Annotated in this window: 16 protein-coding genes and 1 pseudogene; 6 read left to right on the forward strand and 11 right to left on the reverse strand. The window is 41.1% G+C overall.

The annotated features are described in order from the left end of the window. The first annotated feature begins 26 nt into the window (after window positions 1–26). The 6 genes from ESY88_RS04460 (at window position 27) to ESY88_RS20870 (ending at window position 3,673) form a co-directional block, all read left to right on the forward strand. On the forward strand, window positions 27–1,004 hold the full coding sequence (locus ESY88_RS04460) for a YitT family protein (RefSeq protein WP_147085448.1): 978 nt from the start codon (window positions 27–29) through the stop codon (window positions 1,002–1,004). Window position 1,005: 1 nt separating this feature from the next. After that, entirely contained in the window at window positions 1,006–1,368 is a 363-nt protein-coding gene (locus tag ESY88_RS04465) for a cupin domain-containing protein (RefSeq protein ID WP_147085449.1), read from the forward strand. Next, complete coding sequence (locus tag ESY88_RS04470) at window positions 1,369–2,196, forward strand: alpha/beta fold hydrolase (protein WP_147085450.1); 828 nt, start codon at window positions 1,369–1,371, stop codon at window positions 2,194–2,196. It begins immediately after the preceding gene. A gap of 17 nt (window positions 2,197–2,213) precedes the next feature. Further along, window positions 2,214–2,966 (forward strand): pseudouridine synthase, encoded by a 753-nt coding sequence (locus ESY88_RS04475; RefSeq protein WP_147085451.1) that lies wholly within the window; start codon window positions 2,214–2,216, stop codon window positions 2,964–2,966. 91 nt (window positions 2,967–3,057) lie between these two features. Then, window positions 3,058–3,243: a DUF2207 domain-containing protein gene (locus ESY88_RS04480; RefSeq protein ID WP_147085452.1), complete on the forward strand. Its 186-nt coding sequence runs from the start codon at window positions 3,058–3,060 to the stop codon at window positions 3,241–3,243. Between the two features lie 4 nt (window positions 3,244–3,247). Then, on the forward strand, window positions 3,248–3,673 hold the full coding sequence (locus tag ESY88_RS20870; RefSeq protein WP_189702520.1) for a VOC family protein: 426 nt from the start codon (window positions 3,248–3,250) through the stop codon (window positions 3,671–3,673). On the opposite strand, the gene ESY88_RS04490 is transcribed toward ESY88_RS20870, so the two are convergent. From ESY88_RS04490 to ESY88_RS04535, 11 genes and pseudogenes are all read right to left on the reverse strand, one after another. Beyond that, a complete protein-coding gene (locus ESY88_RS04490; protein ID WP_223270718.1) occupies window positions 3,655–4,389 on the reverse strand; it encodes a YwaF family protein in 735 nt (244 codons plus the stop codon). The two genes, ESY88_RS20870 and ESY88_RS04490, sit on opposite strands and share 19 nt — an antisense overlap. A gap of 9 nt (window positions 4,390–4,398) precedes the next feature. Next, entirely contained in the window at window positions 4,399–5,274 is an 876-nt protein-coding gene (locus tag ESY88_RS04495; protein WP_147085453.1) for a bifunctional 5,10-methylenetetrahydrofolate dehydrogenase/5,10-methenyltetrahydrofolate cyclohydrolase, read from the reverse strand. A gap of 103 nt (window positions 5,275–5,377) precedes the next feature. Then, window positions 5,378–5,695, reverse strand: a pseudogene (locus tag ESY88_RS04500) (four helix bundle protein). Between the two features lie 169 nt (window positions 5,696–5,864). After that, window positions 5,865–7,196 (reverse strand): signal recognition particle protein, encoded by a 1,332-nt coding sequence (ffh, locus tag ESY88_RS04505; RefSeq protein WP_147085454.1) that lies wholly within the window; start codon window positions 7,194–7,196, stop codon window positions 5,865–5,867. Window positions 7,197–7,717: 521 nt separating this feature from the next. Further along, entirely contained in the window at window positions 7,718–9,373 is a 1,656-nt protein-coding gene (locus tag ESY88_RS04510) for a serine hydrolase (RefSeq protein WP_147085455.1), read from the reverse strand. Window positions 9,374–9,556: 183 nt separating this feature from the next. Further along, the gene (locus ESY88_RS04515) at window positions 9,557–13,009 is read right to left on the reverse strand and encodes a pyruvate carboxylase (RefSeq protein WP_147085456.1); all 3,453 of its coding nucleotides are present in this window, start codon (window positions 13,007–13,009) and stop codon (window positions 9,557–9,559) included. Between the two features lie 25 nt (window positions 13,010–13,034). Next, the gene (locus tag ESY88_RS04520; protein ID WP_147085457.1) at window positions 13,035–14,096 is read right to left on the reverse strand and encodes a hypothetical protein; all 1,062 of its coding nucleotides are present in this window, start codon (window positions 14,094–14,096) and stop codon (window positions 13,035–13,037) included. Window positions 14,097–14,354: 258 nt separating this feature from the next. Then, window positions 14,355–14,495, reverse strand: a complete 141-nt coding sequence (locus ESY88_RS20875; protein ID WP_189702521.1) for a hypothetical protein — start codon at window positions 14,493–14,495, stop codon at window positions 14,355–14,357. Continuing rightward, window positions 14,492–14,761, reverse strand: coding sequence for a VOC family protein (locus tag ESY88_RS04525; RefSeq protein WP_147085458.1), 270 nt, complete (start codon window positions 14,759–14,761; stop codon window positions 14,492–14,494). The genes ESY88_RS20875 and ESY88_RS04525 overlap by 4 nt, the downstream gene beginning before the upstream one ends. Window positions 14,762–14,780: 19 nt before the next feature. Beyond that, window positions 14,781–15,167 (reverse strand): VOC family protein, encoded by a 387-nt coding sequence (locus tag ESY88_RS04530; protein ID WP_147085459.1) that lies wholly within the window; start codon window positions 15,165–15,167, stop codon window positions 14,781–14,783. 81 nt (window positions 15,168–15,248) lie between these two features. Beyond that, a complete protein-coding gene (locus ESY88_RS04535) occupies window positions 15,249–15,824 on the reverse strand; it encodes a Crp/Fnr family transcriptional regulator (protein ID WP_147085460.1) in 576 nt (191 codons plus the stop codon). Between the last annotated feature and the right edge of the window lie 124 nt (window positions 15,825–15,948).

Consider the following 15,948-nt stretch of genomic DNA (forward strand, 5'->3'; position numbering starts at 1 on the left):
ATCCATTAAAAACACTTTAAAAACCATTGAATCCATTCATCACTAAAATACTGCTCAAGATTGCGCAAAAGCGTGTCGATGAAAAATTGGCACCAGGAAAAGCCCCGAACTCTCAAAACCAGGTAGCGCTTATTGCGAACAATCTTTACGTGGAGTTAATGCATGCCATAAAGGAATATGCATTCATAATCATTGGCGTATTTTCAGCAGGCTTTGGTCTAAAAGGGTTTTTATTGCCAAACAAATTCATAGATGGTGGCGCTACAGGGATCTCTCTATTGATACAGAATTTGAGCGGCATGTCTTTAGGCATCCTTTTACTTTTAGTCAACCTGCCATTCATACTTTTGGCGACCAAAACCATAGGAAAGAAATTTGCCATAAAAAGCATCATATCCATTATGTTTCTGGCTTTGGTGGTGCATTTTGTCGAATACCCTGTAATTACCGAAGACAAATTATTAATCGCCATTTTTGGAGGGTTCTTTCTGGGCTTGGGCATAGGCCTGGCCATGCGAGGTGGCAGTGTTATTGACGGTACTGAAGTGCTCGCTATTTTTTTAAGCAGAAAACTGAGCATTACCATTGGCGATGTACTTTTACTCATCAACATTATTATCTTCTCTTTTGGCGCCTATGTACTTTCCATCGAAATTGCACTTTACGCCATACTAACCTATTTAGCGGCCGCCAAAACCGTTGATTTTGTGGTAGATGGCGTCGAAGAATATATTGGCGTGACCATTATTTCTGAATTTCATGAGGACATAAGAAAGGTGCTTACCGAAAAACTGGAACGCGCCTGCACCATCTACCCAGCCAAAGGCGGGTATAAAAATGAAACTGCCCATTATGATAAATCTGTTATTTTTATTATCATTACCAGATTGGAATTACCTAGATTACATACCGAAATTGAAAAAATAGATAAAAACGCCTTTACAATCATGACCGTGGTTAAAGATTTAAAAGGTGGAATGATCAAAAAGAAATCCTTTAAATAAGATGAAACCTTACACCATACAAAAGCAACCCTTTGCAGTGCCAACAACAGATGGCAAAGTGATAAACGAGCATTTCGGACTTGCCACAGACGGCAATAAAGAGATAAGCATTGCGCACATGAAGGCACCCGCCGGCTGGAGCGAACCTTTTCAAACGCCGCAATTTGATGAATACACCTTAATTCTCAAAGGTAAAAAACAGTTCATCATCGACCATGAGACCATTATTCTCAAAGCCGGACAATCCATTAAAATTGATAAAAACACCAAAGTTCAATATTCAAATCCGTTTACTGAAGTCTGTGAGTATATTTCTATTTGCACACCTGCTTTCTCGATGGACTTGGTAAATCGCGAAGATTAGATGCGTAGGTTCTTAGCAAAATCCATAGGGTTCTTTACTAATGTTTGGAGTTTCGTTTCAGCAGAAGCTGCAGGCAAAATAGCCTTGAAACTATTTTCCTCACCACGACGTGTCAAAATCAAGGAACTCCAAAAGGATTTTTTGGATACCGCCTTCATTGAAGATGTCGATTATGAACACCTCAGCATCAAAACCTACCGTTGGTTGGGAAAAAAAGAAACTGTTATACTGGCTCATGGTTGGGAAAGTAATGCCTTCCGCTGGAAAAACCTCATTATCAAACTAAGGACACTCGATTACAACATCATCGCTTTGGATGCGCCTGCCCATGGGTATTCTAGCGGAAACAAGTTCAACGCCATCCTTTATGCCGAGTGCATCAATGTTGTCGCGCAGCGCTTTGGAGCCCAAATTATTGTGGGTCATTCTGTAGGAGGTATGTCCACCGCTTATTTTTTGAGCAAATACAAGATGCCTTCGGTTAAAAAAATCGTACTCCTTGGCGCACCTTCTAATTTCGAAGGGGTTTTTGGGCGCTATGTTGAGATGATGGGCTACAATAAGCGGGTCGCTAAGGCCATAAACCAATTGATATTTGAACAATTCAGTTACATGCCAGAACATTTCAATGCTGCAAAATTCGCAGAAGGTGTCACTGCGGAAGGCTTAGTCATTCACGACAAATTCGATAAAATCATCCCATATAGCGATGCCGAGGACTTCCAAAATTTCTATAAAACCTCGAAATTGATTACTACGGAAGGGCTTGGACATGGTTTAAAAACCGATGAGGTTAATGCCCACATTTTAGAATTCATTACTCAATAGTTTTGTACTTTTGAAACATGGACGAAAATTTGACACGAATCAATAAATTCTTAAGTGAAGCTGGCTATTGCTCCCGCCGTGCTGCCGATAAACTCATTGAAGCTGGACGCGTAACCATCAATGGCGAAGTCCCAGAAATGGGCACTAAAATTGCGCCCAATGATAAAGTCCATGTGGATGGGGAGCTGATCAAAAACTCTAAAGAAGATTTTGTATATCTCGCCTTCAACAAACCTATTGGTATTGTGTGCACCACAGACACTCGCGTGGAAAAGGACAACATCATCGACTACATCAACTACCCCAAACGGATCTTCCCAATTGGTAGATTGGATAAACCCAGTGAAGGCCTTATTCTATTGACAGATGATGGCGATATAGTCAATAAAATCCTTCGCGCCAGCAACAATCACGAGAAGGAATACATTGTGACGGTTGATAAAACCATTTCCCAAACTTTTGTACAGCGCATGGCTGGTGGCATCTATTTGGAAGATCTAGACAAAACCACCAAAAAGTGCGAGGTCAGAAGATTGGATTCTAATAGGTTTAGCATCATTTTAACCCAGGGTCTAAACCGTCAAATTCGTCGCATGTGTGAGTATTTAAATTATGAAGTACTGGCCTTGAAACGTACACGCATCATGAACATCCCTTTAGACATGCCCACTGGGGAATACCGCGAGCTCAGCAAAACGGAATTTGAAACGCTTGAGGCGATGTTGGAGGATTCTACAAAAAAGCACGAGGCAAAAAAAAAGTTGCCTTGAATTCTTGAGCTTTCGAATAATTTTAAACTTGATTTAGATGTATTCGGAAGTGAAATCACAAAAAATTTAACCTTAAATCAACACTAATATCATGATTAGAATACTCGCTCTAATACTTACCATTGGCGGCATGATTGCTCTTGTACTTGGCGTTTTGGGCATCTTTGGCAACAATTTAGTCGCTTTGAGTCCTTGGGCCTTGGCCATTTTGGGAGGTATCTTTTTTATCTCTGGCGTTTCCATGTTGAAATACCGAAAAGACGAACCAACAAAGTAAATTTATGAGTACAATAGTTTCTCCATTTCACATCGCCATTCCCGTACACAACCTCGAGGAATGCCGCGCATTTTACAAAAACAGTCTCAATTGCGAAGAAGGCAGAAGCAGTGACCATTGGGTCGATTTCAACCTATTCGGCCACCAATTGGTCATCCATTATAAGCCCAAAACTCAAGAAAAGTTACATGCCAATTTGGTCGACGGCAAAAATGTACCTGTCCCGCATTATGGTGTGGTATTGCCATGGGATGTTTTTGAAACATTCTCCATGCAACTTAAAGCTAACAATGTTGAATTTGTAATTGAGCCGTACATTAGATTTGAAGGCCAAGTTGGTGAACAAGCCACCATGTTTTTTTTGGACCCTGCAGGCAATGCTTTAGAATTTAAAGCCTTCAAGGATATGAGTCAGTTGTTTGCTAAATGAGTTTTCCTTTTTTTTACTTCAGAAAGCTTGAAAGGCAAATAGATGATTAGGAATAAGGGAAAAACAATGAGCTGCGTGACAATTAGATAATACGGCCAATCGCCAAAATAATCCAATAATGAGGCTGATTTGGGCTTTTCATTCAGATAAAAATAATTGGCATCCAAAAAGTAGTTGATGATCACCATTAAAATAACATAGCCTTGCAATGCAAAAAAGGATTTGAAAACGCTTGTGAATTTTGGCTTTAGCTTCAATACAAAAATGCTGTAGAGTATAATCGTAAGCAAACCTAAATGCACAATCCAATACCTAAAGTAATCGAAGCTAGGAAATCCTTCTGCAATATCTGGCGTGATAACTGCTTGCAAGGTGCCCGCAATAATCCAGAACACCAAAATCTCAAACATCCAATACTTTCTAAAATAAGTGTAAATTGGAATCAAAAGCGCTAATAGACTGCAAAGGTACAAGGGCAAATCCTTACTTAGATCGTAGTAGGAAGTTAGCATTTTATGCAGATGGAACGCAATAACCGTTAAGGACACAGCCAATGCAATACCATGCATGAGACGGCTTTGAGTTTTAATACTACTTCTTTTTCCGTGGAGGATCAATAGTAAAAACACCCCAACTGCCAAAAGAATTGGCAAAAGGTGCTCAAGGCTCAATAGTTGAACCCTGCCTAAGATGATGCTGCCTTGAATTATTATCAAAATCGCGACCTAAAGGCGTTGCTCACGTGCCAAAAGCGTGTTTTTGAGCAGCATGGCAATGGTCATAGGCCCTACACCTCCGGGAACAGGCGTTATGTAGCTGGCTTTTTTACTCACATTTTCAAAATCGACATCTCCCGTAATGCGATAGCCCTTTGATGTAGAATCGTCTGGGACACGGGTAATACCCACATCAATGATGACAACATCATCCTTGACCATTTCAGCCTTTAAAAAATTTGGCACTCCCAATGCAGAGATAATAATATCGGCCTGAGAGGTGATTTGGGTGATGTTCTTGGTGTGGCTATGGGTTAGGGTCACTGTGGAGTTTCCGGGAAAACCTTTACGTCCCATCAAAATACTCATTGGCCTGCCTACAATATGGCTACGCCCAATTACAACGGTGTGTTTTCCTTTGGTTTCTACACCATAACGATCCAATAATTCTAAAATACCAAATGGTGTTGCAGGAATAAACGTAGTCATGTCCAAAGCCATTTTTCCGAAGTTTTCTGGGTGAAAACCATCAACATCCTTACTGGGATCGACAGCCATCAATACTTTTTGGGTATTGATCTGCTCTGGCAATGGCAGTTGAATGATGAAGCCGTCGATATCATCATTTTTGTTGAGCTCTTCAATTTTATCCAATAATTCTATTTCACTGGTGGTATTGGACAAGCGCACCATGGTAGATTCAAAACCCACACGTTCACAAGCCCTCACTTTACTGCCCACATACGTCAAACTCGCCCCATCATTACCTACGATCACTGCCGCTAAATGTGGCACTTTTTCGCCCTTGGCAATCATCTTGTCCACTTGGGCCTTGATTTCATCTTTAATGTCGTTGCTTACTTTTTTTCCGTCTAGTATAGTCATTTTTTTTAGTCTTCAGTTTGCAGTTAAAAATTAGTCTTCAGTCGCAGTCGCAGTTTCAGGGCTTACTCTTGCGTGTTTTTGTTTTCAGTTGTAGTTTTCAATTTTACTCTAACTTCACTCCAAATTTTTCTGGGTTGTTAATCCTATAATTGATAAGCTTCCCGATTTCAACACAGTCATTTGTTAACTTGATATGGGTTTCTTCAGATAAGTAGTTACAGGCAAATGCGAAATCCAACCAAGCACTCGCTTCAGAATTCTCGCCATCGCTATCGGTCATTTTACTAGTAAAATGCCTTGGATACTGTCGTTTTCTATAAGCCTAAGCCCTATTAGCATTGACTGCTCGAGAGCTTCTCCTTATTTGGTCTTTAAGCGAATACGTTTCTTCCTTTGGAAAAGATTTAGAAAACTCAAAAATTTCATGGCAAAATCAAATGCTTTTTGATATGCCAACAAGTTTTTGAAATCCATATTTCTAAATTTTTTTATTTTTCAAATAAAAATAATCAAACTAAAGTCAATCCATTAACCAACCGCAGATACTGAGACTGAAAACTGAGACTGGGACTGAGACTGAAAACTAAACCTTAACGCATCCCTCCTTTCATCGCCTGCATCATCGCTTTGCCTTTTCCGCCTTGCATCATCTTCATCATCTTGCTCATTTGATTGAACTGTTTGAGCAATTGGTTCACTTCCTGCACCGAAGTGCCTGAACCCTTCCCTATCCGCTTTTTCCGACTTGCATTAATAACCGTGGGATTGCTTCGTTCTTCTGGAGTCATGGAATGGATGATCGCTTCAATTCCCATAAAGGCATCGTCATCGATATCCACATCCTTCATCATTTTGCCAGCGCCAGGAATCATCCCGATCAAATCCTTCATGTTCCCCATTTTCTTGATCTGCTGGATCTGCTTCAGAAAATCATCAAAACCAAATTGGTTCTTGGCAATTTTCTTCTGAATTTTTCGCGCTTCCACTTCATCATACTGCTCTTGTGCGCGTTCCACCAGGGATACGACATCACCCATGCCCAAAATACGATCGGCCATACGTGAGGGATAGAAGACATCAATCGCCTCCATCTTCTCACCGGTACCAATGAATTTGATGGGTTTATTTACAACTGATTTTATCGAAATCGCCGCTCCACCGCGGGTATCACCATCCAATTTGGTAAGGATGACCCCGTCAAAATTCAATATATCATTAAAGGACTTGGCCGTATTTACGGCATCTTGACCCGTCATGGCATCCACTACAAACAAGGTTTCTTGAGGTTGAATGGCTTTATGGATGTTCGAAATTTCGGCCATCATCGCCTCATCAACCGCCAAACGACCTGCGGTATCAATAATAACCACATTCAACCCCTTGGCTTTGGCATGCGCAATACCTGCTTTGGCGATCGCCACAGGATCGGTATTGCCTTTATCGCTATAGACCTCAACGCCAATTTGACCACCTACCACATGCAATTGATCTACCGCAGCTGGGCGATACACATCACAGGCCACCAAAAGCGGTCGTTTTGTTTTTTTGGTTTTGAGGTAATTGGCCAATTTTCCAGAAAACGTTGTTTTACCAGAACCTTGGAGACCAGACATCAAAATCACGGTAGGATCACCAGAAAGATTGATGCCTTCCGCATCGCCACCCATCAATTGAGTAAGCTCATCCTTGACCAACTTTACCATCAATTGTCCCGGTTGCAAGCTGGTCAATACATTTTGACCCATTGCTTTTTCCTTGACCGTGTTGGTAAATTCTTTGGCGATTTTAAAGTTGACATCGGCATCTAACAGCGCACGTCGTACTTCCTTGAGTGTTTCTGCCACGTTGACTTCGGAAATGCTTCCGTGTCCTTTTAATACGTGTAACGCTTTATCTAACTTTTCGCTTAAACTATTGAACATATCCTTTGGATTTTAAAGACGCAAAATTAACGATTTGAAAGCTGTTTTTAAAGATTAAGCGGAATAAATTCATTTTAAAAGCACTGCTACTCGGAAAGACATGAGACCCTGCCTGCCGGCAGGCAGGCAGGCGCTTCGCTACTAGACGTAAGAGCCAAGACTCAATTGTGACTAAATTACAAATTAAGCGGACTATACTAAAACTGCTGAAAAAGATGCGTGATTATGATCTTAAATTCTGGATTTATAGAACGCTTGAAGGTTTTCGGATTAATCGTTCCTTTTTTTATCACGCTTATAATACCAAAATGGGATGCTGCTGAGATTTACAGGATCTGTTTTCTTTTCAATTTTTTTAAATCATTGCTTTTACTTTTCGCGCTGTTCTTTTTATGTTCTACTTCTTTCAGACGAACAAACGCAGCAGATGTTTACATTCCGCTAAACGGCAAAAGTCGGTACTCACTCGTATAGGTCTCAACTCTCATAGCTCATAGCTCAAGGCTCAAGGCTAATCAACTTTACTCCAATTTCTTACCAAGCATATTGTTTCCACCCTGCTTTAAGGTCAGGCTTTCGACAGTTCCATCTGCTGTTCTGTTGAAAACAATTTCCGCAGGCACTACTTTAAGGAAGAATTCATCTTTTGCACTGGCGAAAACCTCAAATTGCTGCTGCCCGGTTGCGGTTGCAAAAACCTTATCGTCCTTAACTTCAATAACGATGTGGAATGTGGGCTGTAACTCATATTTACCTGGGTATTGCTTGAGCGTCTCTGTTGGTAATGTTATGGATTCTTTTTCAGAAGGCAGCGCTTTATCAATGCCTTTACCTATTTCTGTGTTTCCGTTGGCGGTGAATTTTACCATTCGGTTTCCGTCTTCCGTATAAAACTCATAGGTAGTTGCGCCACCGTCAAAGATGAAATTGACCTCTGTCATTGGGTAGATTTCCATCGTTCTACTGCCTTCGCGCAAACTGTAGAGCTGTCCTTCTTTGAGGGAGACGTGCCTGATCACATCATTGTTAAAAGCATAAGCCCCTACCCATTTTTGCAATTGGGCTTCGGTCAATGTGATGGCGTCTTCCTTCTTCGGAAAGGGTTTGCCTATCGCCATGGCAGCAATGTTGGCGGTAATGCCACCTACACTTCCGCAGTCGCAATTACTCAAGCCAATCACATAAACATTTTCTTCTGGCAGAAAGATCCCGTTGGAAGAATAGCCAAAAATACCACCCGAATGTTCAACCGTCTTTGAGCCATTGATGTCGCCCTTTTGCCATCCATAACCATAGGGAATCGCGTCGCCAGCATTCAGTTCACTGCCATTGATGGCCTTATCAAGGGAGCTTCTCTCAATCAAAGTATTGGCGCTGATGGCGTTTTGCCATTTCAATAAATCGGCTGTGGTACTCATAATGGACCCCGCTGCATAAGGCAAGGTCAGACTCAAATAATCGGAATTGCGATAGCCAGTCTCTGTTTCAGAATAGCCACTCGCGCGATTTTGAATGAGCTGGGTCATGCTGCCATAATACGAGTTTTCCATACCCACTTTATCGAAAATATTGGCCTGTATGAAATCGGAATAGCTCATGCCGGACACCACTTCAATGATATGGCCAAGCAGAATATATCCTGAATTATTATAATTGTATTGCGTGCCTGGATCAAATTCAGAAGGCTCATTTTTAAAGACATCTATCAATTCAACCGGCGTCATGTCGGTTCTCGCAGAACTCATGAAACTGGGCATGTTGGTATAACTTTTTATACCTGAAGTATGGTTCAATAAGTTGTGGATCCTAATTGTTTTGCCTTGGGTTGGATACTCTGGAATGTATTTCACGATATCATCGCTCACCTTGAGTTTGCCCTGCTCCTCCAGCATCAAGATGGCGACCGCAGTAAACTGTTTGGTAATAGAACCGATTTCGAAGACATTATTGGGTTGTGCCTTGACATCCAATTCCAAATTGGCCATCCCAAAGGCATTCTCGTAAATTATTTTTCCGTTTTTGGCGACTAGAATGGAAACGCCAGGTGTGTCAGCATTATATTCGGAAGCCACATAGCTATTGATTTGTTGCTCCAAATCCTGAGCGTTGGTAAAGCTTGCTGAAAGTATAAACCCTAAGATTAAGCTTAATTTTAAAATGTGTGCGACGTGTTTCATGAGATAAATTGTTTTGATTGCTATGAATGATTTATAAATAGGACGACAGGACTGGAGGATTGGTTACAACGGAAGAAATTCCAATGAAAAAATTCCAAATACCAATATCCAAACCTGTTGACTGCGTAAAGATCAAGTTCTCAAAAATCAATAAGCTAGGGGCAAGCCTCTGGGATTAAAACCTTATTCCATAGTGATCACAAGATCATCTTGTTTGACCATGGCACCTTCCTTAAGCGCTACCGCTTTTACCTTCCCCGATTTAAAGGCGGTTACTGTGGTTTCCATCTTCATGGCTTCAATCACAAACAAGGGATCATTTTCCTTGATAGCCTGTCCTTTTTTAACCAAGATCTTATATAAAGAACCCTGTAAAGGCGCTCCCACATGGTTGGTGTTTTCGGGATCGGTCTTGGTGTTTTGCTCCACTTTAATATTCAAGGACGTATCCAAAACCTCAACGAATCTGTTTTCACCATTGACTTTGAAAAACACCGTTCTAACGCCCGTGTCGTTAGGAATCCCTACAGACAATAATTTGATGATAACCGTTTTGCCTGGTTCCAAGTCAATCAAGATCTCTTCACGGAGTTTCATGCCGTAGAAAAAGTTCTCGGTGGGTACCAAGGTAAGATTACCATATTTTTTATAGTTCTCGTGCGCCTTCTCATATACTTTTGGATACAGGGTGTAAGAGAGGAAATCTTCCATCTCCATAGTTCTTGTGAACCCCTTTTGGAACTTTTTCTTAAACGCTTCAAATTCACCATCAAAGTCTATGGGCTCTAAATGCGCATTGGGTCTATTGGTAAAGGGTTTACGGTTTTTGAGGATGATCTTTTGAAGTTTTTTAGGAAATCCGCCTGTGGGTTGCCCCAGATCGCCCATGAAGAAACTAATCACAGATTCTGGAAAGGAAATTTCCTCGCCACGTTGCATCACATCATCGGTAGTTAGATTATTGGTAACCATGAAAATCGCCATATCGCCAACCACTTTAGAGCTTGGTGTTACCTTGATAAGGTTGCCAAAAAGTGTATTTACTGCGGCATACATTCTCTTGACTTCATCAAAGCGATCTCCAATGCCCAAGGCGATGGCCTGAGGCCGCAAGTTGGAATATTGACCGCCTGGGATTTCATGTTGAAATACTTCCGCAGTACCCGCTTTTAAGCCAGACTCAAATGGATAATACAATTCTCTGGTATCTTCCCAAAAATTGGAGAATTCATTCAGTTTTACCATATCAAAGTCATGCGCTCTTGGTTGATTCTTCATCATTTCAACAATGGCGTTGAAATTTGGTTGAGACGTCAAGCCAGACAAACCACCCAATGCCACATCCACGACATCAACACCAGCCTCTATCGCTTTCAAATAGGTGGCCGATTGTAGTGACGAGGTGTCATGGGTATGTAAATGAATTGGTAGCTTCACAGTGTCTTTCAAAGCGGCAACCAACTCGGTCGCAGCATAAGGTTTCAACAAACCTGCCATATCCTTTATGGCAATCATGTGTGCTCCTGCATTCTCCAAATCCTTGGCCAATTGGGTGTAATAGGCTAAGGTGTATTTGGTCTCCTTGACATCTAAAATATCGCCGGTATAGCTCAATGCAGCTTCTGCAATACCTCCGGTTTTATTGCGCACATAATTGATGCTCGGTTCCATGGCTTTTACCCAGTTGAGGGAATCAAAAATCCTGAAGACATCCACCCCATTTTCCCATGATTTCTCAACAAATTTCTCGATTAAATTATCGGGATATGCTTTGTAGCCCACGGCATTTGAGCCCCGCAACAACATTTGAAACAGCACATTTGGCATGGCCTGGCGTAGTTGCCTTAGTCGGGTCCACGGGCTCTCGTACAAAAATCGCATGCACACGTCAAATGTGGCCCCTCCCCATACTTCCATGCTAAAAATTTGAGGATGGTTTTTGGCATAACTTTCGGCCACCTTCATCATGTCAAAGGTTCGCATTCTTGTGGCCAATAGCGATTGGTGCGCATCGCGCATGGTGGTATCTGTAAAATGGATTTTTTTCTCAGCCATCAACCATTGGCAAAATTTTTCTGGCCCCATTTCCGTAAGCATGTCTTTGCTGCCTTTTGGATGAGTTGCTTCCGAATCGAACTTCGGAATTTTTGGGTTTCTAAACACCTTGTTCTCTTCAATATTTTTAACGTCGGAATTGCCATTGACAATCACTTCCGCCAAAAAATTGACCACTTTGGAGGTACGATCCTGAGGCAAATCTATTTTAAACAACGACGGCGTATTCTGAATAAAATTAACCGTCGCCTTACCATCCTTGAACGTAGGGTGCTGAATCACATTTTGAAGAAAATGGATGTTGGTCTTGACGCCTCTAATCCTGAATTCCTTTAGGGCACGCACCATTTTACGTGTGGCACCATCCAGCGTTCTGCCATGTGAAGACACCTTGACCAACAAGGAGTCAAAAAACGGACTGATATTATACCCTTGATAAATGCTGCCGGCATCTAAACGAATCCCCATACCCGAAGCACTTCTATAGGTAGTGACGCTGCCATAATCTGGCGTGAAATTGTTGGCAGGATCTTCCGTGGTTAAACGGCATTGCAAAGCAAAACCGTAGGTTGAAATGGAATCCTGCCCATAAATCTTGATTTGTTTGCTATCCAGTTTGTACCCACCAGCCACGAAAATCTGAGTTTTTACCAAATCAATGCCAGTGACCATTTCTGTAACCGTATGCTCAACCTGGATTCTTGGATTGACCTCTATAAAGTAAATTTGGTCTTCTTTGTCCACTAAAAATTCGACCGTACCAATATTATTATAATTCACTTGTTTTGCGATGTCGACTGCATATTTGTAAAGGTCTTGCTTTACTTTATCGCTCACATTATGCGATGGCGCAATTTCCACCACTTTTTGATGGCGGCGTTGTACCGAGCAATCCCGTTCATGCAAATGTCTAATGTTACCATAATTATCGGCTACAATTTGCACTTCGATGTGTTTTGGGTTTTCCACATATTTCTCCAAAAACATGGTGTCATCGCCAAAAGCATTAGCCGCCTCGTTTCTTGCAGAGTCAAAATTATTCTCGAGGTCTTCTTCCTTTTTAATGATGCGCATCCCTCGGCCTCCACCACCAGATGCAGCTTTGAGCATTAATGGATAGCCTATGCTTTTTGCCTCGGCTATTGCGATTTTGAGCGAACTGAGTTTCTTTTTATTGCTTTCAATAATCGGCACATGGCATTTTACCGCCACTTTTTTTGCGGTGATCTTATCACCCAAAGCATCCATTACCTCTGGTTCTGGACCAATAAAGATGATTCCGTTTGCAGCACATTGCCTTGCAAATTCTGAGTTTTCAGAAAGAAAACCATAACCAGGATGAATCGCATCCACCCCTTTTGACTTTGCTAACCTGATGAGTAAATCAATATTCAAATAAGGTCTTAAAGGCTGATCGTTTTCTCCAATCTGGTAGGATTCATCTGCTTTATTGCGGTGTTGGGAATAGCGATCTTCATAGGTGTAAACAGCGACCGTTTTTAAATTGAGCTCGGTGCAGGCACGCAAAACCCGAATCGCTATTTCTCCTCTATTGGCAATTAGAACCTTTTTGATTTTCATTTGTAATGATGTTATTTATGTTGTGTTATTTAATGATGTATGGATTTTCACTCTGGTAATTACGAATGATAAAATCAAGAGCTGCATTTAGCAATTCGCCCATGTTGACAGCTTTCTTAAAATTGACGTCGTTAGTAAGCTGATATAAGCCCCGCCTAAGTTCCTTGACTTTTTCTAGGGAAGAAATAGAATCTTCGCTCATGCATTTTATCAACTCCTGAAGACGTTCCTTCTCACTCGTAGCCCGTTTTGCCAATAAAGAGCGCTCTTCCTTTTTATATTGTTCTATGGATTCTTTGGCCAAAACATCTAGTGACATTTTAACAAGCGCATTATTCTCCTTGAGAAATTGAAGTCTGTAGACCTTTGGGTTGCCCTCATAACTTTGTTGGTCAAAATCCACTGCGCGAATGCGGTATTGGATGCGATCAAAATCATGGGTAATCACGATGACGTAATTGTAAGAGCGCATATCTGCCAAGAGTCTTACAAAACAGCGCTCATTGAATTTAACAAATTCTTTCGCGAGCGCCCGTTTATCTTGCTCTGAAATGGTATCGAGATGCTCTTCAATAAATATATCTCCCGGAATCCCTAAAATATGATCTTCAATCAAGGTGTCTTTATGCACCAAGAAATTGATATGGTTTGGCGATAAAATATGCTCCAACTCCAAACCATATATTCGTGAGGCATCGGCTTTTTTGACGTAGATAAACATGTAGTTATCATTCAAGATATTTCGCACCTTGACCCGAAAAGGCTTGGTATTGCCAAAAGTGCAAAAATCGATACTATCAATACTGAGATATGGTAAAATGGAATCACTCCCATCGGAATGCAGGATCGAGTACATTTGTTTCAGGCTAAGTTCAAGCTCTTCACGCTCAAATTCAGAATAATAACAGCTGAGCCACAGCGTGTCCTTATCATTATCGTCTAAGATATTGACCCCGCCTTGAAAACGAAGCAAGTCGTCATAAAATACAGGAATATTGATATTCCTGCCTTCTACCGTGAGGTATTTTGAGAGTGCATCGGTAATGGGATATACCGGTTTTTTCTTTAAAATTAACTTTTCTTCCATAGCAATGTCATGATGGCTATAAGGTATATTTAAAAAATTATAATACCAATAAAGCCATTTGAATTTTTTGACTTTTTCCAGTGCACTGGTTTAACTTGCTGAAATATGGGAGGAAAAAACAAAAATCAACACTCAAAACCCTTAATCGACTAAGAAAAGGGCAGCACAACCATTGGTGTAAAAATCTACGTTGACCATAAAAAACCACCTTGTATTCACAAGATGGTTCATTTGTTAGCATTTTATTTGATCTATCGTTTACGATGCTGGCTTCGCCATATCCATATACAACATATTCCAATGGTGGCCATCGAGGTCCTTGGATCCAAAACCATACATAAAGCCTTGAAATTCGGCAGGTTTTGAATATACTTCTGCACCAGCTTTTTCAACGGTCATTGCAAAATCATCAACCTCCTGTTACTATTTGCATTCAAGTTGAAAAGCACTTCGTTACTTTTATCGGTGTCGGTAATCCCGTTGCCAAGCATTGGCTGGAACTGTTCGTGCTGAAACAGCATCATGACGAACTTGTGCTCGCCAATAAAGAAACTGGCTGACCCGTCGTCTTGATAGCTTTCGTTATTTATAAAGCCGATTTCAGTATAAAAGCGCTTTGATTTTTCAATATTATGTATTGGAAGATTAAACCAGAATGCGTTCATTTTTTGCGTTTTAAAATGTTTATTTCATTGAGTGAATCCCAAACATATTGCCTTCAGTATCCTTTGCCAAGACCATAAAGCCATGTTCTCCCAAGGATTGTTTGGTTTGACACACTGTTCCGCCAGCTTTTTCGATGCGTTTTTGCTCTTGACAATCATCACTTCGAAAATAGACCAAGGTCGAGTTATTGCCAGCCTCAAAGCCTTCCATTTTTACCAAAACGCCAGCAGCGCCAGGTCCGTCCATCTCACTTGGGAAGGCCATCATTTGCATTGGGCCATCCAGAGTATCTGGCGTTGGGAGTTCGCTGAGCTTTACATCAAAGACCTCTTCATAAAAAGTTTGGGCGCGTTTCATGTTTTTTACATAAATTTCAAACCATACAATTGGATTTTGAGATGCCATAATTTTGAGTTTTAAGAAGAATTAGTCTCAAATTTAATAATTATGTTGCGTAAGGCACTTGCCATAGGACAAGTTCTGGCTTTAGGTCGCAATTTCTTTTCTTATTCTGCTCAATGAGGTATTGGTAACGCCCAAATAAGTGGCGATGTGCTTTAGTGGTGCCTCCAGAACAATTTGGGGCTTGTCCTTCAATAAGTTCACATAGCGTACGGTAGCACTTTTGGTGAGCATATCGATGTTGCGCTGCTTGGCAACAAAAAGCTGATGCGACATCCAGGCGCGCCCCCATTCGTTGAAAGCTGGTATGTCATGGTATAATTTCTGAAAATCCTCGAACTCTATTTTCCATGCGACACCATCGGTCAACGCAATGAAATTTTCTACGGAAGGCTTCCGCTGAAACAAAGAAGCCACTTCGATCATGATTTCATTTGCGCCTGTAAATCCTGTCGTGATTTCATTTCCGTCGAAATCATGGGCAAATGAACGCAACAATCCGGTTTCAATCAAAAAATAATTATTAGCGGTCTGTCCAGCTTTCAGAAACACCTCTCCTTTTGAAAAACCGAAGGGTTCATGTGCCGCTTGAATGGCCTCCAAATCTGCTGTTTTGAGTTCAGGATGGCTGTAGACGGCTTTAAAAATAGGGTTGGCCATAATGCGGAATTTAAAAACAGTAGTTAAAGTTACACTTTATTATTCCGAAGAAAAAACGAACTCAAAAAACCACTTTGTTTTCACAACATAGTTCTGAGATTACAAAATTGCAAATTTGTTAATC

The sequence above is a fragment of the Subsaximicrobium wynnwilliamsii genome (assembly GCF_007997225.1).
Taxonomy (GTDB): domain Bacteria; phylum Bacteroidota; class Bacteroidia; order Flavobacteriales; family Flavobacteriaceae; genus Psychroserpens; species Psychroserpens wynnwilliamsii.